This window comes from Streptomyces sp. NPDC054783 (assembly GCF_053611725.1).
The window spans coordinates 756,478-777,996 of the sequence record NZ_JBSHAY010000001.1; the positions used below are offsets into that span (position 1 = coordinate 756,478).

At 70.1% G+C, this 21,519-nt stretch carries 16 protein-coding genes; 6 read left to right on the forward strand and 10 right to left on the reverse strand.

Translation table 11 applies throughout. The features are described from left to right. The first annotated feature begins 513 nt into the window (after positions 1-513). A complete protein-coding gene (locus tag ACWGJ5_RS03520; RefSeq protein WP_453308109.1) occupies positions 514-1,044 on the forward strand; it encodes a hypothetical protein in 531 nt (176 codons plus the stop codon). Positions 1,045-1,068: 24 nt separating this feature from the next. Here ACWGJ5_RS03520 and ACWGJ5_RS03525 read toward each other — a convergent pair whose 3' ends face one another. Then, entirely contained in the window at positions 1,069-1,881 is an 813-nt protein-coding gene (locus ACWGJ5_RS03525; RefSeq protein WP_453308110.1) for an amidohydrolase family protein, read from the reverse strand. Positions 1,882-2,004: 123 nt separating this feature from the next. Between ACWGJ5_RS03525 and ACWGJ5_RS03530 the strand changes: the two genes are divergently transcribed. Next, on the forward strand, positions 2,005-2,442 hold the full coding sequence (locus tag ACWGJ5_RS03530; protein ID WP_453308111.1) for a TIGR03618 family F420-dependent PPOX class oxidoreductase: 438 nt from the start codon (positions 2,005-2,007) through the stop codon (positions 2,440-2,442). A 92-nt stretch (positions 2,443-2,534) separates the two neighbouring features. Further along, positions 2,535-3,530 (forward strand): hypothetical protein, encoded by a 996-nt coding sequence (locus ACWGJ5_RS03535; protein WP_453308112.1) that lies wholly within the window; start codon positions 2,535-2,537, stop codon positions 3,528-3,530. Positions 3,531-3,755: 225 nt separating this feature from the next. Here the strand turns inward: ACWGJ5_RS03535 and ACWGJ5_RS03540 are convergent, their stop codons facing one another. The 3 genes from ACWGJ5_RS03540 to ACWGJ5_RS03550 all read right to left on the reverse strand — a co-directional run bounded on the left by ACWGJ5_RS03540 (position 3,756) and on the right by ACWGJ5_RS03550 (position 6,236). Then, complete coding sequence (locus ACWGJ5_RS03540) at positions 3,756-4,742, reverse strand: ornithine cyclodeaminase family protein (protein WP_453308113.1); 987 nt, start codon at positions 4,740-4,742, stop codon at positions 3,756-3,758. Positions 4,743-4,817: 75 nt separating this feature from the next. Continuing rightward, entirely contained in the window at positions 4,818-5,039 is a 222-nt protein-coding gene (locus tag ACWGJ5_RS03545; RefSeq protein WP_453308114.1) for a ferredoxin, read from the reverse strand. 6 nt (positions 5,040-5,045) lie between these two features. Further along, positions 5,046-6,236 (reverse strand): cytochrome P450, encoded by a 1,191-nt coding sequence (locus tag ACWGJ5_RS03550; RefSeq protein ID WP_453308115.1) that lies wholly within the window; start codon positions 6,234-6,236, stop codon positions 5,046-5,048. Positions 6,237-6,374: 138 nt separating this feature from the next. Here ACWGJ5_RS03550 and ACWGJ5_RS03555 point away from each other — a divergent pair, with 138 nt between their 5' ends. Further along, positions 6,375-7,064, forward strand: coding sequence for a TetR/AcrR family transcriptional regulator (locus ACWGJ5_RS03555; RefSeq protein ID WP_453308116.1), 690 nt, complete (start codon positions 6,375-6,377; stop codon positions 7,062-7,064). Positions 7,065-7,486: 422 nt separating this feature from the next. Here the strand turns inward: ACWGJ5_RS03555 and ACWGJ5_RS03560 are convergent, their stop codons facing one another. Both ACWGJ5_RS03560 and ACWGJ5_RS03565 read right to left on the reverse strand, forming a co-directional pair. After that, positions 7,487-7,696, reverse strand: coding sequence for a ferredoxin (locus tag ACWGJ5_RS03560; RefSeq protein WP_453308277.1), 210 nt, complete (start codon positions 7,694-7,696; stop codon positions 7,487-7,489). Between the two features lie 101 nt (positions 7,697-7,797). Further along, the gene (locus tag ACWGJ5_RS03565; RefSeq protein ID WP_453308117.1) at positions 7,798-8,067 is read right to left on the reverse strand and encodes a hypothetical protein; all 270 of its coding nucleotides are present in this window, start codon (positions 8,065-8,067) and stop codon (positions 7,798-7,800) included. A 737-nt stretch (positions 8,068-8,804) separates the two neighbouring features. Here ACWGJ5_RS03565 and mgtA point away from each other — a divergent pair. Beyond that, positions 8,805-11,525 (forward strand): magnesium-translocating P-type ATPase, encoded by a 2,721-nt coding sequence (gene mgtA, locus ACWGJ5_RS03570; protein WP_453308118.1) that lies wholly within the window; start codon positions 8,805-8,807, stop codon positions 11,523-11,525. A 283-nt stretch (positions 11,526-11,808) separates the two neighbouring features. On the opposite strand, the gene ACWGJ5_RS03575 is transcribed toward mgtA, so the two are convergent. Next, positions 11,809-12,399: an aldo/keto reductase gene (locus tag ACWGJ5_RS03575; protein WP_453308278.1), complete on the reverse strand. Its 591-nt coding sequence runs from the start codon at positions 12,397-12,399 to the stop codon at positions 11,809-11,811. Further along, positions 12,386-14,461 carry a SpoIIE family protein phosphatase gene (locus tag ACWGJ5_RS03580; protein WP_453308119.1) on the reverse strand — a complete coding sequence of 692 codons (2,076 nt, stop codon included), beginning with the start codon at positions 14,459-14,461 and terminating at the stop codon, positions 12,386-12,388. Before ACWGJ5_RS03580 ends, ACWGJ5_RS03575 begins: the two co-directional genes overlap by 14 nt. Positions 14,462-15,626: 1,165 nt before the next feature. On the opposite strand from ACWGJ5_RS03580, the gene ACWGJ5_RS03585 reads away from it, so the two are divergent. Continuing rightward, complete coding sequence (locus tag ACWGJ5_RS03585) at positions 15,627-17,114, forward strand: extracellular catalytic domain type 1 short-chain-length polyhydroxyalkanoate depolymerase (protein WP_453308120.1); 1,488 nt, start codon at positions 15,627-15,629, stop codon at positions 17,112-17,114. Positions 17,115-17,182: 68 nt separating this feature from the next. Here the strand turns inward: ACWGJ5_RS03585 and ACWGJ5_RS03590 are convergent, their stop codons facing one another. Beyond that, positions 17,183-19,543: an alpha-amylase family glycosyl hydrolase gene (locus tag ACWGJ5_RS03590; protein ID WP_453308121.1), complete on the reverse strand. Its 2,361-nt coding sequence runs from the start codon at positions 19,541-19,543 to the stop codon at positions 17,183-17,185. Between the two features lie 298 nt (positions 19,544-19,841). Continuing rightward, a complete protein-coding gene (locus ACWGJ5_RS03595) occupies positions 19,842-21,218 on the reverse strand; it encodes a glycoside hydrolase family 43 protein (RefSeq protein ID WP_453308122.1) in 1,377 nt (458 codons plus the stop codon). Between the last annotated feature and the right edge of the window lie 301 nt (positions 21,219-21,519).

Here is a 21,519-nt window from a genome sequence, read left to right on the forward strand (position 1 = left end):
GTAGACGATCAAGGTTAATGGGTCTGCACGGACGGGATCTGACTCGCCGTCGCTTGCGCCCTCCCCAACACGTCCGTCCCATACCAGACTTGACGGGTCGCTGTGCCACAGACACTGGGGAGCGGATGCGAGCGCGGGACGCCGGCGATTGGTCGTGCTCCTTGTGACACTGGGGACATTTGCCGCCGCGCTGACGGCGCTGTAGGCGCTGAGCGGGTTATGGGTGACGCACGATGCTGCCAATCGGTGGGCGGTCGCCATCGCCTTCGCCGTGGCGGCCTCCGGAGCCGCGGACAAGGCGCTGACGCCATGGACGGCTCCGCCGCTGCCGGCGCCCTCCACGGATCAGAACAACGGGCGGCCGGCCGCGACGACGGCCCCGAACACGGATCCCCCCCGACGGCCCGAACGCGGATCCGTCCGACGGCCCGAACGCGGATCCGTCCGGCCCACCGCCATTGCCGCCCGCCGGACGGCGGTGGCTGACCCGGGATCGTGTGACGACCGCCGCTGGTGTCGGCGGCCGTCACGGCTGCGGTGGGCGGAGTGATCTACGGGGTGCTGGGGCCGGAGGCCGGCCACGGGGGCGCGACACCCACCACCGCGGCCTCCAGTACTCGACCGTCCGACCCCGCAACGGCCACCCCGAACGACTACACCCCGGTCTACCGGCACCGGACCCTGTCCTTGAAGAACTACCGCTACTACTTCGACCTGCGTGCGGGCGCGGTCAGCGGCTCGGAGACCGCCTGGAGCGTCGGCACGGACCCCGGTGGCGACGGCAATGGCGCCTTCGAACTCCAGCCGCTCACCGACGTCTTCGTCGTACCCGGAAAGGCCGTGCCGACTGCCGCGCAGTGCGCCGCCGAGGCCACTCGCCACCCTGCCGACGGGTTGCTGCACTTCCGTCAGGCGCCGCCTGGCACCGTGTTCTGCCTGCGTGACACGACGAGCGGCGACACCGCGGTGGTCACCGTCATCGACGTCGACCACGGCAACTACGCCACCACGGACGACATCACCTACTACTGCCGCCGCAGGTGAACCCGACCCGGGCCGACTCGGCGATCACAGGCCGAAAACCCTGCGGGCGTTCCCGGACAGGAACAACTCGGTGGCTTCTTCGTCCAGGCCGAGGTCACCGAGGTGTTCCAGCGCCTGGGCAGGGGTGATCATGGGGTAGTTCGTGCCGAACAGCACCTTCCTGCGGCCCCGGCCGCGCAGATACTCGACGAGTTCTCGCGGGTAGCGGCGCGCGGTGTAGGCGCTGGTGTCGATGTAGACGTTGGCGTGTTTGTCGGCCACCGCGATCATCTCCGTGGTCCACGGGTAGCCGATGTGACCGCAGACGATGGTCAGTTCGGGGAAGTCGAGCGCGACCTGGTCGACATAGGGGATGGGGCGACCGGTTTCGGAGGGGCGCAGGGGGCCGGTGTGACCGACCTGGGTGCAGAAGGGGATGCCGAGGTCGACGCAGGTGGCGTACAGCGGATAGTACAGCCGGTCGGTGGGCGGCAGTTGCCACAGCCAGGGCACGATCCGCAGGGCGATGAAGCCGAGTTCCTCAACGGCCCGGCGCAGTTCGCGCACGGCCTGGACGGGCCGGGTGAGGTCGGCGCCTGCGACCCCGCGCAGCCGTCCGTCGGACTGCGCGACGAACTCGGCCACCTCGTCGTTGCTGATCAGCGGCCCCTGAGGCCCGTACCAGGCGGCCGAAAGACCGATCTCCACATCTGCCGCGGCCATGGCCGCCACGGTGGCCTCGACCGGCAGCGGCTCCTCCAGCAGCTCCTGCCCCGTCCAGCGGCGCAACGACTCGAACATCTCGTGGTTGGAGTGACGGAGCGTGGGGTGCTGCATCCACACATCGATGACCGGCACGGGCTCTCCTCGCCTCGCTCGTGGCATCGCCGCAGTACGACACTGCCCAGGACTGACGGACCGTCAATGCGCCTCTGTGACAGAGTGATTGTGCACGAGGTGATCAGGGCGAGGAGAGCGGTCATGGCGGCGGAGTTGAACGAACTGGTGCGGAAGCGGCTGGAGGGGCCGAACTTCTGGTACGTGGCCACGGTGACGCCGGACGGAGCACCGCATGTCACGCCGATGTGGCTGGGGCTGGAGGACGGGCTGATCGTCTTCAACACCTCGGTCGGACGGATCAAGGAGGAGAACCTGCGCAACGACGCCCGGGTCCACCTCTCGCACGCCGACGCCGAGAACCCCTACGACCGGGTGCAGATCTCCGGCCGCGCGGTGCGTTTCGTGGAGGGTGAGGAGGCCGAGCGCGGCATGGACCGGCTGGCCCGCAAGTACCTGGGCCTGAACGGATATCCCTGGCTGCTCGAGGGCGAGCAGCGGGTACACGTGCTGGTCGAGCCGGAGCGGGTGCGCCACATCGTCGGAGTCGAACCGTTCCGGCCGGGCGTCCTCCCTTCCTGAGCCGGACCTCCTGCATCACCGCGAGCCTTCTCAACGCCCGGCAGGTGTGGCCGACTTCCAGGATTGTCAGTGCCGGCTGCCATGATCTCCGTATGAACGAGACGAACGCCCACCTGGCAAGGCGCCTGCTCGCGGCCGACGCGGACGGCTGGACGGAGACAGGCGCGCGGGCCCTGCTCGCCGCCCTCGGCCGGGAGGGCCGCCCGCGCCCGGTGGGGCGGTTCGAGGAGGCGTACGTGCACGGCGAGGCGTACGTGGAGCTCGCGGTGCCGGTGCTGAAGCCGGCAGGCACGGGTGCCGCGGCGCAGGCGGCCGCCTTTCGCGCGGTGAGGGAGGAGCTGACGGCGGAACTCGGCGAAGCGTCGATCATGGGCGTGTACGGCGGCCTTGGTCCCTTCTATGCCTCAGGGCCGGTCTGGGGCACGCCGTACCTGCGCTGGCGCGGCCGCCCGAACACACTGGAACTCCGGGCCGGTGCGGATGGCCCCGAGCTCGTGCTGCAGCCGACCGATCCGCTGGAGAACTGGTTCTGGCGCCAGGGGCACGGCGAGGAACACGCGATCAGCGGATTCTTCGGCAGCCGCAACGACCCGGCGAACGTGGGCCTGGGCCACCCCGGCGGCTGGCGCGCGCAGAGCTGGGAGACGGTGACGGGCTCGCTGGCGGACTTCCTGTCCACCCTCCCGGCCGAGACCACGGCCCTGGGCAGACCGGTCGGCATGCCGCTTTACGGCCGCGGGGCAGGCCCCGGCGCACCGCTCCTCTTCGAAATATCCTGCGACGACCGCCTCGCGATCGGCTGCTTCCCGCCGCATGACATGGACCCGCGACCGGAAGCCCTCGGCTGGGGCCAGGTGGCGGACCACCCGGCCACGCGACAGGTGTGGGACGACGACCACGACCCCCGCTGGCGCGTCGACGCGGGCGGCCCCGGGGAGCCGCGGGGCCACGAGCTGGCGGAGATGTTGGTGGCGACGGCACGCGCGGCGGGAGTGCGGCAGCCGGAGGACCTCATCGTCGGCGGCGAGGCGGAGTACATGGGCCCGTACCACGTCACGTTCTACGGCCTGGGCCTCCCGACCGGCTGAGGACGATGCCGCAGCCGGCCCGGCCTCCGGCCGTTCGGGATCTTGACGGCTGCCGTCGGCCGGATCGTCACCATGTGAAGGTTGGCCCCCGCTGGTCCGCCGCCCCGGGACTTGGCGGACCGGCGCCTGTGAAGGCGCTCTCACGGGGTAAACGGAACCTACGCCTCCACCGGCCGTGGCGGAACCCCTTCAGTTGTGTGGTCCAGGTCACCCCGGGATTCGGTGTCACAACGTGATCTCCTGGCCGATCGACTGCTCCCGGGCGGCGGTGACGACCAGGGCCGCGGCCGCGGCGTCCTGCACCGCCACCCCGACCGATTTGTAGAGGGTGATCTGGTCCGGCGAGCTGCGTCCCGTCATGCTGCCGGTGACGAGTTCACCCAGCTCGGCGTGCACATGGTCGACCGTGATACGGCCCTCTCCGATCGGGATGATCAGATCGTTGCTGCCTGTCGGGAAAGGAGCCAGCGCGGCCTGCCGGGATTCGACGCACACCAGAGCCTCGGCGACCGTGGCGTCATCGATCTCGCGGCCGGCCGGATTGAACCCCACCGACGTGATGTGTACCCCCGGTGAGAGCCAGGGGCGGCGGATCACCGGCTCCAGGGCATGGGTGGTCGCGGCGGCGATGTCCGCGCCGTCGAGGGCCTCGGCGTAGCTGGACGCTGAGCGGACCTCGGCGTCCAGTACCGCCGACAGCTCCCCGGCCAGGGCTGCCGCTTTCGCCGGATCCCGGCCGGCGACCCGGATCTGCCGGATGGGGCGGACACGGCACATCGCGTAGGCGTGGGAGCGGGCCTGTACGCCGGTGCCCAGGAGGGCAAGCACCGTGGCGTCCTCACGGGCCAGCAGCCGGGCGGAAAGGGCGGAGCAGGCGCCGGTCCGCGCCGCGGTGATGGCCGTACCGTCCAGCAACGCCGTGGGCTCGCCGGTGTCCGGATCGAACACCACGATCAGCGCCTGGTGGGTCGGCAGCGGTGTCCCGGCGTTGTGCGGGAAGAGGGAGACCAGCTTGCTCATGAGCATCCCGGCCGACGGCACGAATCCCGGCATCGCCGCGAGCAGCCCCTCGTGTTCCGGCACCGGCGCGGCGATGCGGCCGGGGGCCGAGGCGCGGCCCGCACTGAGATCGGCCATCGCCGAGCCCAGGGCATCGATGAGGGTGTCCACGTCGAGCAGGGCCTCGACCTGGGAGCGCCCCAGTACCAGCACCGCCTCACCTCCCGAGGACACATCCGGTCGAACGCCGCCATCCCCGACCGATCACATCTGAGCGTATGCCAGCGTTCATTCGCGAGGCCCGATCTCCCTTCCCTCCGCGTCCCGGACGGTGATGGCCAGCATCGGGCAGATGTCGGCAGCCTCGAGAGCGCGGTCGTCGTCCTCCGGGATGCGTTCGTTCACGGGGCGTGCGTGCTCGCCGTCCAGAGTGAACAGATCCGGTGCGGCCCCGGCGCACATACCGGAGCCGATACAGCGGTCGGAGGCGACGTGCAGATGCCAGGTCATGGCCGCTCACCAGCCCACGGGCATGACGCGAGGGCCGCGCACCAGCATCTCGGTCTTCCAGGTGATGTCCCCGGCGACATGCAGCCGGGGGAAACGGGCCACAAGTGCGCCGATGGCCTCCTGGAGTTCGAGGCGGGCCAGGGGAGCCCCGAGACAGTGGTGCACGCCGTGGCCGAAGCCCAGATGGGCGTTGCCGTTCCGGGAGATGTCCAGCGTGCCGGCCGCGGTGAAGCGCAGCGCGTCACGGTTGGCCGCGCCGATGGCGACCAGCACCGGTTCCCCGGCTCGCACCAGGGTGCCACCGACCTCGATGTCCTCCTTGGCGTACCGCGGTTGACCGGCACCGCTGCCCAGGGGCACGAAGCGCAGCAGTTCCTCGACCGCGCTCGTGATGAGCGTGGGTTCGGCGCGCAGGCGGGACAGCGCCTCGGGGTGGTCGAGAAGGGTGAGCACGAAGTTGGGGATCTGTGACGCGGTGGTCTCGTGGCCGGCGACGAGGATGCCGACGCACAGGTCGACGAGCTCCAGCTCTGACAGCCGGTCGTCGTGATCGCGCGCCCCGATCAACGCCGTCATGAGGTCGTCCCGGGGCTGATCGCGGTGCGCCGTGATCAGCCGGGCCATGTACGCGCGCAGCTCTTCGCGATTGCGGTCGAACTCCTCGGCCGTCAGCGAGCTGGTGGACAGCGCCGCGTCGCTCCACGTGCGGAACCGGGGGCGATCCTCCTCCGGTACTCCGAGGAGCCGGCAGATCACCGCGACCGGAATGGGCAGGGCGTAACGGTCGACCAGGTCGACCGGCGGCCCGTCCGCTTCCATCTCGTCCAGCAGAGTGGACGTCAACTCCCTGATCTGCGGGCGGAGTTTTTCCACCTGACGGACGGTGAAGGCCTTGGCGACCAGGGCGCGCAGCCGGGTGTGGTCGGGTGGATCCATGCTGAGGATCCCGCTGTCCCGCCGGCCCTCGGAGGGGCGTGGCTCGTCGTGTTCGAGGGCCAGGGCCCGGCTGAAGCGCTGGTCGCCGAGGACCAGCCGGGCGTCCGCGTAGCGGGTGGCGAGCCAGGCCGACTCCCCGTACGACAGCTGAACGCGCACCAGTCCCGGCGTCTCGCGGGCTCGTTCGTACGCGTCGGACAGGGCCAGGTCCTGGCTGGAGTTGAAGGGATAGGCGAGGGGTGTGTGGTCCGTTGCCGTCACTGCTGCCTCCCTGGTGTAAGCACACGCTTACAACGCTAGGAGGTGCTTCCCGGCCGGTCAACGACGCTAATCGGCCCGTTACTCTGACGGCTCCTCGGCACGCGCGAACGGGCTCACGGCGGCACAAGGGAGCACAGGGTGGACACCAGCGGCAACACGCGGCGGCAGGACCGGTCCGGCGGCAGCCCCGCGAGCGAGGAGGCCGCGCACCGCCCGCGTGACGCCCGGGGGACCCGCACGCGCATCCTGCACGCGGCCGGCGCGGTGTTCGCCGAACGTGGATACGAGGCGGCCACGGTCCGTGAGATCGCCGGCCGAGCCGGGGTGAACCAGGCCCTCATATTCCGCTACTTCGGGTCCAAGAAAGCCCTGCTCACCGAGGTCATGGCGCAAGGAAGCAAGGAGCAGCTGCTCCGCACGCCCCCGGACCGGCTGTTCGAGACCGCGCTGCGCGGTGTCCTCGCGGAAGAGGGCGGCGAACCCGGCTCGGACCGGCTGCTGGCCGTCTACCTGCGCTCCATCGGCAGCGCCGACGCCGCCCCGGAGACCGTCCGCGCGCTGGGGGAGGAGTACGCCGCCGCGCTCGCCGCCCTCTCGTCGGCCGACGACGGCACGCTGCGCGCCCAGCTCGCCATGGCCTGGCTGCTCGGCATCGGCCTGATGCGCGTCGTCGTCGGCCAGGAACCACTGGCGAGCGCGGAACCCGACGAGATCTGCCGCCACGTTCTCACGGCACTCGACGGACTCCTGCGTGACGAGGTTCTCGCACGTGACGAGACAGCGCCGACGGGCCGAGCGGCGAAGCGGCGGCCCGACGAGCGGCCGTAGCCGACGCGTCCGGCGGGCAGAGCGGTGAGGACGCGGGGCAGCCGGACCCCTCTCCTCGCCTCCGACAGCCGGCGGCGGGAGCAGGCACGGCTTTGCCCCTCCGCATGCGGGGGGCAAAGCCGTGCAGGGCGTGTCCGCTGGTTTCTCAGCGGGCGCCGTAGTCATGCGGATCCTGCAGTTGCGCGTCGCCCCTGGCCGACGGCGACCGAGCCGCGGGAAAGGTCCCGAACAGGCCCGCCCCCTGTGCCGTGAGCCGCCGCGCGGCCTCAGAGTTGGACGGACAGGTGGCGGGGGCCGCGGAGCATGGCGTTCTGCCGGTAGGGCGGCGGGTCCTGGACGAGGCGGGCGGTGCTCACACCACCGTCAGTCGGCGCAGCCCGGCCAGCGACGCGCCGACGATGACGATACGGCCGTCCTTGAGGTCACCGGGCACCAGTGCTCACCTCCGCTCCGAGGAGGATGGCCTGGACGGGGCATGCCGCGGCGGCCTGGCGCACGCGCTCGACCTGATCGTCGGGTACGGCCGTGGCATAGAGCAGCCCCTCCTCGCCGTGCAGTTCGAACACCTCCGGCGCGAGGAACACGCACTGTGCATAGCCCTGGCAGCGCGTGAGGTCGACAACGGTCCGCATCTCCACCACTTCCTCCGCTGTCACACCCCCCTCACCTCCAGCATGGTGCGGGAGCGGGAGGCTCGCACCGCGACTGTTCGAGGGACTGCGCCGGTCCGTCGTCAGCCCAGTGCGCGGTCGGGGCCGAACGTGACGCCGACACGGGCTGGGTGGCTGAACGGCGGCAGGAAATCGTCCAGTTGCTCGCCTGTGCGGCTGATCTCCTCGGAGCACGCGCCGACATGGCCGGCGCAGGTGAACAGCTCCTCGCAGGCCGTGCGGGCTTCGTCCCAGGCGCCGTGGCGGAAGGTCTCCAGGGCGGACAGCCGGACGGGGTGGTGGGGGCGATGAACCTGGTCAGGGATGTCATCAGCACAGCACAAGACGATCACCGCCGGCAGTGAGCCGTTCCTTCCGGGCGAGCTGGGCCGGCCACTCTGCACCGTCCGAGCGGTTGTGACGGGCTGTGCTTGACATGTGCCCAGGAGACCGTCGACAGCATGTTCACCGGTGCGCCGCCGTTGCGGTCCGGCACGGGTGCGAAGGCACGGAGACGGCCTCGCGATTGGATCCGTGACCGGGGGCGACTGATCCTTTCATGTCCAACGGTCATCGGCAGTTCGGATCACCTGACACCGGCGGCATCTCTCGGCAAGCGGGGCGGGTGGGTCCGATCGCGAGTCCGCGCTGCTTCTGCTCGATCCTTCCCAGCCTCAGGACCTCCGTGCGGTGCCGGATCGGTCCGCAGGCGCTGCGCCCCGTCATCGGTCGGGCGCCCGGCGAGCCGTTCGGGGGCGTCACACCGGCTGACCGCAGCCTGCGCCGAACCGAGCGCGGACTTGACCGGCCGGCACTGGTGCGGCGCCTGGGTCTGCCCGGGCGACTCCCCGGGACCTAGGTCCCGGATGGACAAGCCCGGACGGCCCCTTGGGGCGGGGGCGGAGCGGGCCGAAGGTGGAGCTGTGACCTCACCATCGGCTCGTTCCTGCCTGTGCCAGGCCGTCACCGTCAGGTGCTCCGTCCGCTTCGCGCTGTCGGATCCGACGGTCCACGACGCCTCGTGCGGGCCAGACCCGGCATACGCGTGTCCTTCCGTGCCCTCGGGCAGGCGCCCAGGGGGCGGTCGGTGATGGTGACCACCGTGCGGCCGGCGGTCGCGGGGCGTGCTGCGGCGGCGGCCGTTCGCCCCACCTGTGAAGTGCTGCGCGAAGCCGAGGTCACCGACGCCGGCCTGTCGTCGGCGGAGGCGGCACGGCGGCTCAAGCGCTGGGGACCCAACGCGGTCCACTCGCACCGAGCCCGGGCGTGGCTCGTCCTGTGGCACCAGCTGCGGTCCCCGCTGCTGGGCCTGCTGCTCGCCGCAGCCGTCGTCTCCTACTTCGTCGGCGAGCGCAGCGACGCCTTGATCATCGGGGTGATCGTGACGCTCTCCGTCGGTCTGGGTTTCGTCAACGAGTACCGGGCGGAGAAGACCGCCCAGTCGCTGCACGCGAAGATCCGACACCGGGCGGTCGTGCAGCGCGACGGGCGACCGCAGGAGGTGGAGGTCACCCGCCTGGTTCCGGGCGATGTGGTGGAGTTGCGGTTGGGCGACATCGTGCCCGCCGACATGCGGCTGCTTCAGCTCACCGGGCTGGAGTGCAGCGAGTCGGTGCTGACCGGTGAGTCGCTGCCGGTCGCGAAGGACACCGCCCCGGTGCCGGTCGGCACGCCGCTGGCGGACCTGTCCGGGTGCGCGCTGATGGGGACCGTGGTGCACGCCGGCAGCGGCCGCGGGGTGGTGGTCGCCACCGGGGCGGAGGCCGAGTTCGGGAAGATCGCCGCCGGGCTGAGCGGCCACCAGCTGGAGACCGAGTTCCAGGTCGGGCTGCGCCGGTTCTCGATGCTGCTGGTCTACGTGGCCGGGGCACTGACCACATCGATCTTCATCGCCAACGCGGCGCTGCACAAGCCGCTGATCGACGCGCTCCTGTTCTCGCTGGCCATCGCGGTCGGCATCACCCCGCAGCTGCTTCCCGCCGTGGTCTCCACCAGCCTGGCCGCCGGCTCCCGGCGGATGAGTCGGCGCAAAGTGCTGGTCAAACGACTGGTGTGCATCGAGGACCTCGGCGACGTCGATGTGCTGTTCACCGACAAGACCGGGACGCTGACCCAGGGCCGTATCGACTTCATGCGGGCCGTACCCGTCGGCGGCACGTCGTCGGAGGAGGTGCTGCGCCTTGGGCTGCTGTGCACGGAGACGGAGGTGGACGACGAGGGCCGACCGGTGGGCGGCAACCCGCTGGACGCCGCCCTGTGGGACTCCCCGGCTGCCGCCTCGCAGCACTCGGTGCTCGGCGGCTGGAAGCGGGCCGGGGTGCTGCCCTTCGACCATGAGCGGCGCATGGTCTCCGTCACCGTCACCGATCCCTGCGGTGCGACCATGCTGATCACCAAGGGCGCACCCGAGGCGGTACTGGACCGCTGCGCAGAGGTGCCCGAGAGTGCGCGTACGGCGTTGGACGCCGAGTTCGCCGCTGCCAACCGCGTCGTGGCGGTGGCGACCCGTCCCGCCCGGGCCGGCACCGCTCCGACAGCCGCCGACGAGCGTGACCTGACCCTGGCCGGGCTGCTGGTCTTTTTCGATCCGCCCAAACCCGACGTGGCCGCGGCGCTGGGGCGACTGGACGCGCTCGGCATCACGGTGAAGATCGTCACCGGGGACAACCCGGCGGTGGCCGCCAAGGTCTGCGACGACCTGGGGCTGAAGGACGTCGGTGTGCTGACCGGGACCGACCTGGACGCCATGGACGACGAGCGACTCACCACGGCGATCGGGCACACCACCGTCTTCGCCCGGGTCAGCCCGGAACACAAGGCCCGCATCGTCCGCATCCAGCGGCGGACCGGCGGCGATGTCGCCTTTCTCGGAGACGGCGTCAACGACGCCCTCGCACTGCACGCCGCCGACGTGGGTATCTCGGTGGACTCGGGCACCGACGTGGCCAAGGACGCGGCCGATGTGATCCTGCTGGAGAAGGACCTCGGAGTGCTGGCGGACGGTGTCGCCGAGGGACGGCGGATCTTCGCCAACACCATCAAGTACGTGCTGATGGGAACCTCGAGCAATTTCGGCAACATGTTCAGCGCGGCCGGCGCCTCCCTGTTCCTGCCGTTCCTGCCGATGCTGCCCTCCCAGATCCTGCTCAACAACCTGCTGTACGACTCCAGCCAGCTCGCCATCCCCACCGACGAGGTCGACGAGGAGCAGGTACGCCGGCCTGCGCACTGGGACATCGCCTTCATCCGGCGTTTCATGGTGTGCTTCGGGCCCGTCAGCTCGTTGTTCGACTTCGTGACGTTCGGGGTGATGCTGGGGGTCTTCCACGCCGATGCGGACCAGTTTCACACCGGCTGGTTCGTGGAGTCGCTCGCGACGCAGACCCTGGTGATCTTCGCCATCCGTACCCGTCGCAGCCCCTTCTGGCACAGCCGCCCCAGCCTGCCCCTGACGCTTACGGTGCTGGGTGTCGTCACCCTGGGCGCCGTCCTGCCGGTCACCCCGCTGGCACCCGTCCTCGGATTCCAGCTGCTGCCGAGCGGCTTCTTCGCCGCGGTGGGTGCCATGGTCGTCGCCTACCTTCTCCTCGTCGAGCTCGGCAAGCGGATCTTCTACCGGGCCGCACGGCCACCGGCTGCGCCCCAACCGGCGCTCGGCCACCGGCATCTGCGCCGCCGTGCGGCACGGTTCAGCACCGTGACCCCGCTGCGGCGGGCGAGCGCCACCCGTCGTCCGCCCGCGAGCGGACCGCACACGACCGGTACCACCGGAGCCGGGCAGGCGAAGGCTCTTCGGGCTTCGTCGAGGTGATACGTCGGGCGGCTCGGCACTCCGGGTCGCCGGGGGTGCAAAATGCCAGGTCGACCGGAGACGGCCCATGACGCGGCGCGGGACGTTCGGGTTCGGCCGGATCCGGTGACGGTGTTGGCGCCGCGGCCCTGGCGAGTGCGGATGGAAGAGGTACAGCGCGGCCTTTTCACAGGATGAGCGTTCCCGTGCTTCACGTGTGGCGACGACGGCGTCGCTGCCCGCGGAGCGGCACACGTCGTGTACCCGCAGCGGGATGAAGCGTGCAACGTCCTGCCTGTGTGCCTCAGCGGCGGCGCAGACGCTTGTCGGTGAGGGGCGGGGTGGGGTCGATGGAGAAGTCGCCGGGGTTGACAGTGACGCCGGGCGGGACGATCGCGTCGATGTGGTCGAGCAGGTCGTCGTCGAGTTCGACGTCGGCGCCGGCGAGGAGATCGGCGAGGTGCTCGGGCCGCCGCGGGCCGATGAGAACCGCGGTGACGGCCGGGTGGGTGCGGACGCAGGCGACGGCCAGACGGGGCAGCGGCAGACCAGCCTCGGCGGCGAGAGCGGTGAGCTTCTGCACCGCGTCGGCCTTCGCCCGTACACCGGGCCGGGACAGGTCGAACATCTTCGCCCCGGCACCGGCGCTGCGGTGCCCGGCGGTGGGATCCACGTGCCCGGAGAGCCAGCCGGAGTTGAGCGGCCCGAAGGTGAGCACGCCCATGCCATAGCGCTGAGCGGTGGGCAGCACGCGGCTCTCCACGCCGTGGGTCAGGATCGAGTGCGGCGGCTTCTCGCTGCGGAAGCGGTGGTGCCCGCGCCGCTCGGCCGCCCACTGTGCCCCTGGCCTCGAATGGAGCCGGGGGCATCTGCCTGCAGAGTCACGGGGTGTGATCGGGGATGGTCTGCTCGGCCCAGATGATCTTTCCGCGCCCGGTGGGGCGGGTGCCCCAGCGTTGGGTCATTTGGGCGGTGAGGTAGAGACCGCGGCCGCCCTCGTCGGTGTCCTCTGCCCGCCGTAGCTGCGGGACGGTGCTGCTGGTGTCGGAGACCTCGCAGATCAAGGTGTGATCGCGGATCAGCCGCAGTCCGATCGGCCCGTCCGAGTAGCGGACGGCATTGGTCACCAGTTCGCTCACCACCAGTTCGGTGGTGAAGGCGAGTTCGTCGAGTTCCCACGCGGTGAGCCGGTCGGCGGTGAGCTTCCGGGCCTTCGACGCGCTTTCGGGTTCGTGGCGCAGTTCCCAGAAGGCAAGCCGGTCGGGACCGAAAGCGCGGGTTCTGGCCAGCAGTACGTTCGCGTCGTAATCGGGCCGACCGGGCTGCTCGTGGACGAGAACGCGCGTGACGGCGTCGCAGTCCTCCTGGAGCGACCGGCGACCGCCCGCGAAGAGCGCGCTCACCTCGTCGAGCCGACCCTCGACATCCCACGGTGAACAGCCCCTCGGCAACGCCGTGCTGTTGAGGATCAGGACACTGCCTTCGGGCAGCTCGCGCTCCACCGTCCGATAGGCGGGCATGCCCTGTCCCAGCGCCGGGCCGTATGGGATGTCGGCGAGTTCCGCGCTTCCGCCCGGCAGGACGACGACCAGCCGCAGTGCACCCGCACGGGACATGACGCACTGCCGGGTCACGGGGTCGTAGATCGCGTACAGGCAATGCGCACCCACCATCAGGTTGCCGGAGGCGTCCTGCGACGGGTGGGACTCCTGGCCACTGAGCCGGGCGACGAGTTCGTGCAGGCGCTCCAGGAGTTCGTCGGGCGGCAGGTCGAGCGCGGCCAGGGCGCCGATGGCGGCTCTGAGTTCTCCCATGGCGGTCACGGCACCGGTGCCCTGTCCGGCGATCTCTCCCGCCACCAGGGCCACCCGGCCACCGGGCAGGGGGATGACGTCGAACCAGTCGCCGCCGGACTGGCAGGGCACATAGCTGTGTGCGGTCTCGACCGCGCTGTGGACGGGGAATTCGGGAGGTCTCGGTGTGGGCTGCAGGAGGCGAGCCGCCGAGCGGCCGCGAGTGTGCTGTCGGGCATTGTCCAGACACAGCGCGGTTCGGGCGGTGAGCTGCTCGGCGAGCGTCAGGTCGTCGTCCTCGTATGCGTCGGGGGAGCGCCAGCGGTAGTAGCAGGCGAGTCCGAGGACGAGACCGCGGGCGCGCATCGGTGTCACGATCATCGAGTGGACCTGGACGGCCGTCAGCAGGCGGTGGCGGAACGGTTCATCACTCAACCACCCGGCTTCGGGATCGAGCCGGCCGATCAGGCGTGGGCGCAGGTCCGCCATGCTGTGCCGGAACGGTGACTCGGCGGGGAAGCCGCTCACCTCCCCGGCCATGGGGCTCCCGGACTCCTCGATGCTGTGCATCGAGGACCAGCCCGCGCGGCGCAGCGGGATGCCGTCGACGAGCGGTCCGAACTCGGGCGCCTCGCCCCGCAGCACCGGGTCGAGCAGATCGACCGTGACGGTGTCGGCGAACTCGGGAACGGCGGCGTCGGCCAGCTCCTGGGCGGTGCAGAAGAGGTCCATCGACGTGCCGATGCGAGAACTCGCCCGCTCCAGGAGGGCCAGCCGCGCCCGCGCCCGGTACCGGTCGGTGACGTCCAGGAGGGCCGCCGCCACGCCCAGTGGACGTCCCTGCGCATCCTGCAACCGGAACCAGGACACCGAGGCTGCCGCCTCCGTGTACGACTCACGGCGCGAGCGCAGCCTCATCAGGACGTCACGCCTGGGCGTGCCGGTGCGCAGGACCTCGCGCACCATGGACTCGATGACGTCGGCGTCCTCGACGCCGTAGTCCCGCAGGAGCTCACCCAGGGGGCGGCCCAGATAGCCCTCCAAGGGAAAGGAGTGGATGTGGCGCGCGGCGGAGTTGAAGCGCACGATGCGCAGCTGGGTGTCCAGGACGTGCAGGCCGATGGGCGACTCGGAGAAGAGTGCAGCGAGGATCGCCTCGTCCACTCCACGCCCTGTGTCGTCAGGAGTGTCCCGCGGAGTACTCACAGCGCTCCGTTCGTTCCCTGAGAACCGGATAAAAGGTACCTTCCATGCCTGATGCTGACTGAGGGTGCCCGGAATCTCAACGCGGAAGGAACACCCTGCCGGGGATGCGCGCGCCGCCGCGTCGTCCTCCGCGAGCAGCGCCCTGATCATCCATGGCACCGAGCCGGACCCATGGGCCGTGGCCTGGGGTGACGTCGTGCGCGGGCACGCGGGAGCGTCCTGGCCGCCCCGACGCGTGGACGCCGTGTTCACTGCGACGGTCGTCGTCCTCGCGGTCGTGGACAGCGGGATCAGGCCGTCCGTGCATGCCTTCGCCTTCATCCCGTCGCGCTGCACAGCATCGGACGCACACCGGGCATCCGGCCGTGCCGGCACGGTTCGATCCGATGCCGCTCTGCTCGCACGGTGTGGCCGGGCTCTGTGTCGCCTGTGACGGCACTCAGTGTCGCGACTCTGCGCAACACGGCCGTCCGGGCGCTCGCGGGAGGCGTGGTGGTACACGTCGGTGCGGACGTCACCTGCGGCGCCGGGTACGAGCACCTGACGTCCCTGTACGTCACCGCCGACGAGCGAGTACGCGAGGGTGAGCAGGCCGGGATACGCGCACCGGGCGACGCCACACAGGCCACGACGTCGCGCCGACCGACCGGTCCGGGGACAGCGGGCGCAAGGCACGCTCGGCGGTGGCGGCGGCCTGACGCGGACGACTGCCCACGATCCGGATGGCGGTCGCCGACGAGACAGCCGCCCCTGACGGCCTGCCCGACCTGCGGCACCTGCTGCGCGGCGGCTCCCGCCCGTCCCGCTCCCTGATCGAACGCTACCGACGCGACAGGCGAGAAGTGGCAGGAGCGGCCCTGATCTGCCTCGCCACCCGACCCGGCCGCACCGTCACCCTGGCACGCATCCGGAACCACCTCGACACTCCCTGCCGCCGGAGCGAAGCGCTTCACAACGTTGAGGACCCACACGCCCGACTGCCGGGAGGTGGGGCGCATCTCCATTACGGCCGCGTAAGGCCGGACGTAACGTCCCCGTAACTCCGCAGCCACGCACCCGCATGGGAAGAAGGGGCCCGGCTGCTCTCAACCTCCCCGACCGACGCGAGCACCCAGGTGGCACGATGAACCCCACATCCCCCCATTCGCTACCGCGCCGCTGGTGGCGCCGAACGTGGCCGCGCCCCGCCTCCTCGGCGGCGCTGGTCCTGTCCCTGATCGCAGTGGTCCTCGGCCTCTCCCCGGCCTCCGCGCAGGCCGCGAGCCTGCAGGAGGTCACGGGCTTCGGCTCCAACCCCGGTGATCTGCAGATGTTCCAGTACGTCCCCGACAACCTGCCGTCCGGCGCGCCGCTGGTCGTGGCCCTGCACGGATGTACCCAGAGCGCGAGCGACTACTACAGCCACTCGGGCTGGCCCAAGTACGCCGACATGTACGGCTTCGCACTGGTCCTCCCGCAGACCGCCAGCTCCAACAACGCCAACTCCTGCTTCAACTGGTACCAGTCCTCCGACTACACCCGTGACCAGGGCGAGGCACTGTCGATCAAGCAGATGGTGGACTACGCCAAGTCCCACTACGGCAGCGACTCCAGCCGCGTCTACGTCACGGGCCTGTCGGCCGGTGGCGCGATGACCTCGGTCATGCTCGCCGACTACCCGGACGTGTTCGCGGGCGGCGCCATCGACTCCGGTATCCCGGCCGGCTGCGCGACCGATCTGTCGAGCGGCCTGACCTGCGAGTACAACGCGGTGAACAAGACGCCGCAACAGTGGGGCGACGCGGTGCGCAGCGCCTCCGGCGGCTGGGGCGGGCCGTGGCCGCGCATCGCGATCTGGCAGGGCACCGGTGACAGCACGGTCAACCCGGCCAACGCCACCGAGGAACGGGACCAGTGGACGAACGTCTGGGGGCTCAGCCGGACCCCGTCCTCGACCACGAGCCTGACCGGCGGCACGACACAGGCCATGTACAACGACGCGAACGGCAAGCCGGCGGTGGAGACCTTCTCCGTCTCGGGGATGGCGCACGGCCTCGCGGTGAACCCCGGTTCCGCCACCGACCAGTGCGGCAGCACGGGCACGTACTACCTCGACTACATCTGCTCGTCGTACTGGACCGCGAAGTTCTGGGGCCTCGACACCTCCGGCGGGAGCGGCACCGGCAGCCTCCCGGCACCCTCCGGGCTCACGGTCACCGGCACGACCGACACCACCGTGTCCCTGTCCTGGTCCGCGGTGAGCGGCGCGGCGTCGTACAACGTCTACCGCGGCGGCACCGAGGTCGGATCGACGGCCGGCACGTCGTACACCGACACGGGGCTCAACTCCGGTACGGGTTACGGCTACACGGTCGCCGCTGTGGACTCCGGAGGCAAGGTCGGCTCCCAGTCGTCGGCGGTCTCGGCGACCACCACCGGATACCAGCCACAGTGCTTCACCGCGAACAACTACAACCAGGTGGCGGCGGGCCGCGCCCATCAGAGCGGCGGCTATGTCTATGCCAACGGCTCCAACCAGAACATGGGCCTCTACAACGTCGCTGTCACCCACACCCTTGAGGAGACCTCGTCCGGCTACTACGTCATTGCGGACTCCGGCTGTCCGTCCTGACGCTTCGGACGGGGCGTGACAGGCGGCGGTGGCCCCGCCCCGTCAGGTGAGGCCACCGCCGCGTCTCTCTACTTGGCGATCAGCAGGAGTGTCGCGCGGGCGTGGAGGGTGTAGACGGTACCGGCGCCGCCGATCAGGCTCTCCGAGCCCGGGTTGGCGACCTGGTCGGGGCCCTCGGCCCAGGTGGAGGTGTCGGTGACGCGGTACCAGTTCTTGCCGGCTCCCGGTGCGGGCAGGGTGAAGTCGACGTCTCCGGACCAGCCGTTGTAACCGACGTACAACGCGGAGGCCGGGTCGGAGAACTCCGTGCCGTCGATGCGCCAGGCGAGGGCGTGGTTGTTCGCGTCGGACCAGTACGTGCCGTCCGGGGTGGTGCCGGCGGGGGTGAACCACTGGAGCCGGCCCATGCCGTTGCCGTTGGTGTCGGAGGCCGTGTAGAAGCCGGCCGGGCGCAGGGCCGGGTGGGCCTTGCGGAAGGCGATGAGCCGCTGGACGTAGGTGCGGAAGGTGCTCTGGTCGCCGCTCCAGCCGGTGGTGAGCCAGTTGGCGGAGGAGTCGAGGTTGTAGGGGTTGTTGTTGCACTTCAGGGAGCGCAGGTATTCGTCGCCGCCGGTCATCATCGGCGTTCCGGCGGACAGCATCAGGAACGCGAAACCGTTGCGGGCGGCCTTGCGCTGGTCGGTGGCGACACCGCCCTGGTCCCAGGAGAGGTTGTAGTCCGAGCCGCCGTCGGAGGGACCGTACGGCCAGGGCTGGTTGTTGTTCTTGGCGTTGCACCGGTAGAGGTCGGCGAGGGTGAACCCGTCGTGGGCGACCATGAAGTCGATGGAGTTGAAGGGGGCGCGGCCGCCGTCCTGGTAGAGGTCCGAGGATCCGCTGAAGCGGGTGGCGAGCTCGCCGGGGGTGACGTTCTCCACGCCCAGGGCGTTCTGGCTGCGGCGCAGCCCGTCGCGGAACTTGTCGTTCCATTCGGACCAGCCGGGCGGGAAGTTGCCCACCTGGTAGGTGCCGCTGCCCAGCGCCCAGGGCTCCGCGATCCAGTCGGTGCCCGTGCCACCGCCGGCCGGCCGGGCCGGCATCAGGGCCGTGATGCGGTTCAGGGCGGTGCCGGGGTCGGTGCGGCTGAACTGGAAGCAGCCGGCCTGACAGGTGTTGCCGAGGACCGGCGCGAGGTCGAAGCGGAAGCCGTCGACGCCGAGGGAGTCCTTCCAGTACGCCAGGGAGTCGGTGATCAGATTGCCGGTGACCGGGTTGTAGGTGTTGACGTTGCCGCCCACGCCGGTGTTGTCCCACGGGCTCTGCATGTCGGAGGTCAGCTCGTAGTAGGTGGGGTTGTCCAGGCCGCGCAGCGACAGGAGGCTGTAGGTGTTCTTGTCGCTCGTGTTCCAGGGGCCGCCCTCGCCGGTGTGGTTGTAGACGACGTCGGTGAAGACCTTGATGCCGGCGTCGTGGTAGGCCTTGACCATCGCCTTGAACTCGCGGGTGGGACCACCCGGGGTCTTGTCGGAGGAGTATCTGCGGTCGGGCGCGAAGTAGTCCAGGGTCGAGTAGCCCCAGTAGTCGTCCCCTGCGGTCGAGGCCGGGTCGACGTCGTCGGCGTCGTTCTGGGTCTCCTGGACCGGCAGGAACTCCACGGCCGTGATACCGAGCGCGGCCAGATCGGCCGCTTTGCGGGAGGCTCCCGCATAGGTGCCGCGCTCTGCGGCGGGCACGGAGGGGTCGTTCTCGGTGAGGCCACGGACGTGCACCTCGTAGATGACGTCGTCCTTGAGGGCGCGGGTGGGCTTGGTGCCGGTGCTCGTGGTGTCGTCGGGGAGCACGATGCCCTTGGGAGCGAGGGCGCCGTCGTCCGCCGTGCGGTACTGCGGGCCGGTCCCGTAGGCCGTGCTGTCGGCGCCGCCCGGCGTGACGGGGTCGTGGCTGAGTTCGCGGGCGTAGGGGTCGGTGAGGAGTTTGTTGGGGTCGAAGCGATTGCCCGCCGCGTCGACGTCGGCGAGGAATCCGGCGCTCGATCCCTTCGTCCAGGCCGGGTCGTAGGGCCAGTTGGGTCCCCAGGCGCGGTATCCGTAGTAGACCGCGCCTGTGAGCCCGTACTGGCCCTGGATGGTGGACACCGGCACACTGGCCGCCCAGACGTCCGTGGCGGAGTCCTTCGTCAGCGGGACGATCGCGGCCTCCTGGCTGCCCAGCGCGGTGCGGTACAGGTACAGGTCGATGCGGGTCGCCCGGGACGAGTGGACGCGGAAGTCGATCGTCGTGCCCGTGGCGTCGTAGTGCGCGCCAAGTGCCCCGCCCGTCGCCGCCGACGCGCGTGCCACGAAGGGCCCGGGGGCGATCGGGGCGCCGAGGCCGGTGGCCAGAACCAGCGCCGCGGCCGCGGTGGCGAGACGGCGTCGACTGCGCGGCGGGGCAGGGCGTATCGAGGTCATGGCGGCTCCCGGAGTGCAGGCGTGCGGAGAAGGCCTCGGCGCCGTCCGAAGCACCGATGGCTTGAAATGCCTTGCAGAACGGTGCCGCAAGATAGTGCAACTTCGTGAGGTCCACCAGGTTCCGGGAATGCCCGCTGCTTCATCGTGCGCCAGCCGGGCGCGAGCCACAGCCTCAGGCCCTCGCCGGGCAGGCCGCGGCGCACGCGCAGCGCGTAGGCCCGTCGCCGTGCGCGGGCAGCCGCTGCGGGAGCACGGCAACGAAGAGCCGCAGCCGGATGTGCACCGCGGCGACTCCCGGTCAGTAGCCGACCCGGAACGTCGCGTCCTGCCGGTCCGTGGTCGTGGAGATCGGGTCGATGCGCAGCACGTAGTTCGAGTGCCGTATGTAGCGGGTCGGGTTGTTGTAGGAACGGAACGACGCCCACTCCGCGTCCGCCAGGCCCGCTGTGCGGTAGAAGGTCGCGTCGGCGGCGAAGATCGACGTACCGTCGCTGACGTCCAGTTGCAGCTGGTAGTCGTAGTGGCGGAGGTAGCGGTTGGGGTGGTTGACCGACCGGAACGAGACGCCCGCGCTGTCCGCGAGGCCGGGGACGAGCGTCCACTGCGAGTCGGTGGGCGGGTCGACGGGGTACTCGTCGATACGGCCGACGAAATTGCTGTGGCGGACGTAACGGGCCGGACAATTGTAGGACTTGAGGCGGTTCCAGGCGGGCGCGCCCCACTTGGCGACGAGGTTGTCGTACTCGGTCCTGCTGATGGCTGTGATGCCGCAGTGCTTGGAGTTCAGCGGCTGGGTGTAGGTCTTCTGGTCGAGGGCGGTCCAGGTGCCCGTGGCGAGATCGTTGGTCTGCCAGGCGTAGAACACGCCGTTGGGCGTGTAGGTGTCGCCCCACAGGTACCAGGTGTTCGACGTCAGCGATCTGACGAGGGTCGGGGCCTCGGTGCCGCCGCGGGAGACGGCCGTGCTGAACTCCGTGAAGCTCCCGGGTTCGAGTGAGGTGGACCTCGCGCCGACGAGCGTCTGGTCCTTCTTGAAGTACAGGTAGCTGGCGCCGTTGACGCCGACGGCCATGTCACCGTCGATCACGTCATGGCCGGGGTTGAAGAAGACCTGGGGTGCGGAGGCGGTGACGAAGTCGGTCGTGTAGTTGACCATGATGACGTTGTGTCCGCTGTCGTTGACGGCGGAGTAGATGACCGCGTACTGGCCCCGGCCCGCGTCCCAGAAGGCCTCGGGTGCCCAGCAGTGGGTGTTCATGTCGTGCAGCTTCAGTCGGTGGTAGCCGGTGAAGGTGCGCAGGTCGGTGGAGTACCAGACGTGGATGTACTGGCTGACGTAGGTCCAGTCGGTGCCCTTGAGGTCCGTGGCCAGGACGACGAACGTGCCGTCCTGCTTGCGCAGGACGAACGGATCGCGCAGCCCGAGGTCGCCTTCGGTGGGCGTGACGACGGGGTTGTTCTGGTTCAGCGGTGTCCAGTTGAGCGAGTCGGTGCTGACGGCGAGGTGGAGGCCGTAGTCGGTCCCCTCGCCGAGGCTGGTCGACTCGGTGAAGTAGCACATCACGTACGCCGAGTCGGCCGCGTGAGCGGTGCCGGCGCCGAGGGTGAGCGCGCCGGTCACTGCCAAGGGAGTGGTGGCCGCCAGGCCGAGGAAGTGACGACGGGAGGTGGTCATGCGTGCTCCAAGGGGGAGTTGGGCCCTTCAGGACGGCAAGCATTGTTTGGTATATCGAACAAGGTTCGGGTAGTCGGTCAGACGGTAGGGCGTGGCCATGTTCGCGTCAATCTCCTCGCGCATCATTGATTCGAGGACGAACGGACTGGCCCACACCCTGGTCGTCGGTCTGTGCGGTCCGATGGTGGCTTGGTAATCGCTTGCAGGGGCTTTGCCCGAAGGCTCAGCATGACGATTCCCACTCGTGGTTCGTCGACAAGTCGCTTAGGCGCCCGGGCGCGTGAGGAGTGATCGCGAGCTG

What these genes read in the sequence shown, in the direction of transcription:
- ACWGJ5_RS03535 (WP_453308112.1), top strand. Translation starts at nt 2,535, where the DNA reads ATGAACGAGACGAACGCCCACCTGGCAAGGCGCCTGCTCGCGGCCGAC.
- ACWGJ5_RS03560 (WP_453308277.1), bottom strand. Translation starts at nt 7,696, where the DNA reads ATGCGGACCGTTGTCGACCTCACGCGCTGCCAGGGCTATGCACAGTGC.
- ACWGJ5_RS03590 (WP_453308121.1), bottom strand. Translation starts at nt 19,543, where the DNA reads ATGACCTCGATACGCCCTGCCCCGCCGCGCAGTCGACGCCGTCTCGCC.
- ACWGJ5_RS03585 (WP_453308120.1), top strand. Translation starts at nt 15,627, where the DNA reads ATGAACCCCACATCCCCCCATTCGCTACCGCGCCGCTGGTGGCGCCGA.
- ACWGJ5_RS03595 (WP_453308122.1), bottom strand. Translation starts at nt 21,218, where the DNA reads ATGACCACCTCCCGTCGTCACTTCCTCGGCCTGGCGGCCACCACTCCC.
- ACWGJ5_RS03530 (WP_453308111.1), top strand. Translation starts at nt 2,005, where the DNA reads ATGGCGGCGGAGTTGAACGAACTGGTGCGGAAGCGGCTGGAGGGGCCG.
- ACWGJ5_RS03545 (WP_453308114.1), bottom strand. Translation starts at nt 5,039, where the DNA reads ATGACCTGGCATCTGCACGTCGCCTCCGACCGCTGTATCGGCTCCGGT.
- mgtA (WP_453308118.1), top strand. Translation starts at nt 8,805, where the DNA reads ATGGTGACCACCGTGCGGCCGGCGGTCGCGGGGCGTGCTGCGGCGGCG.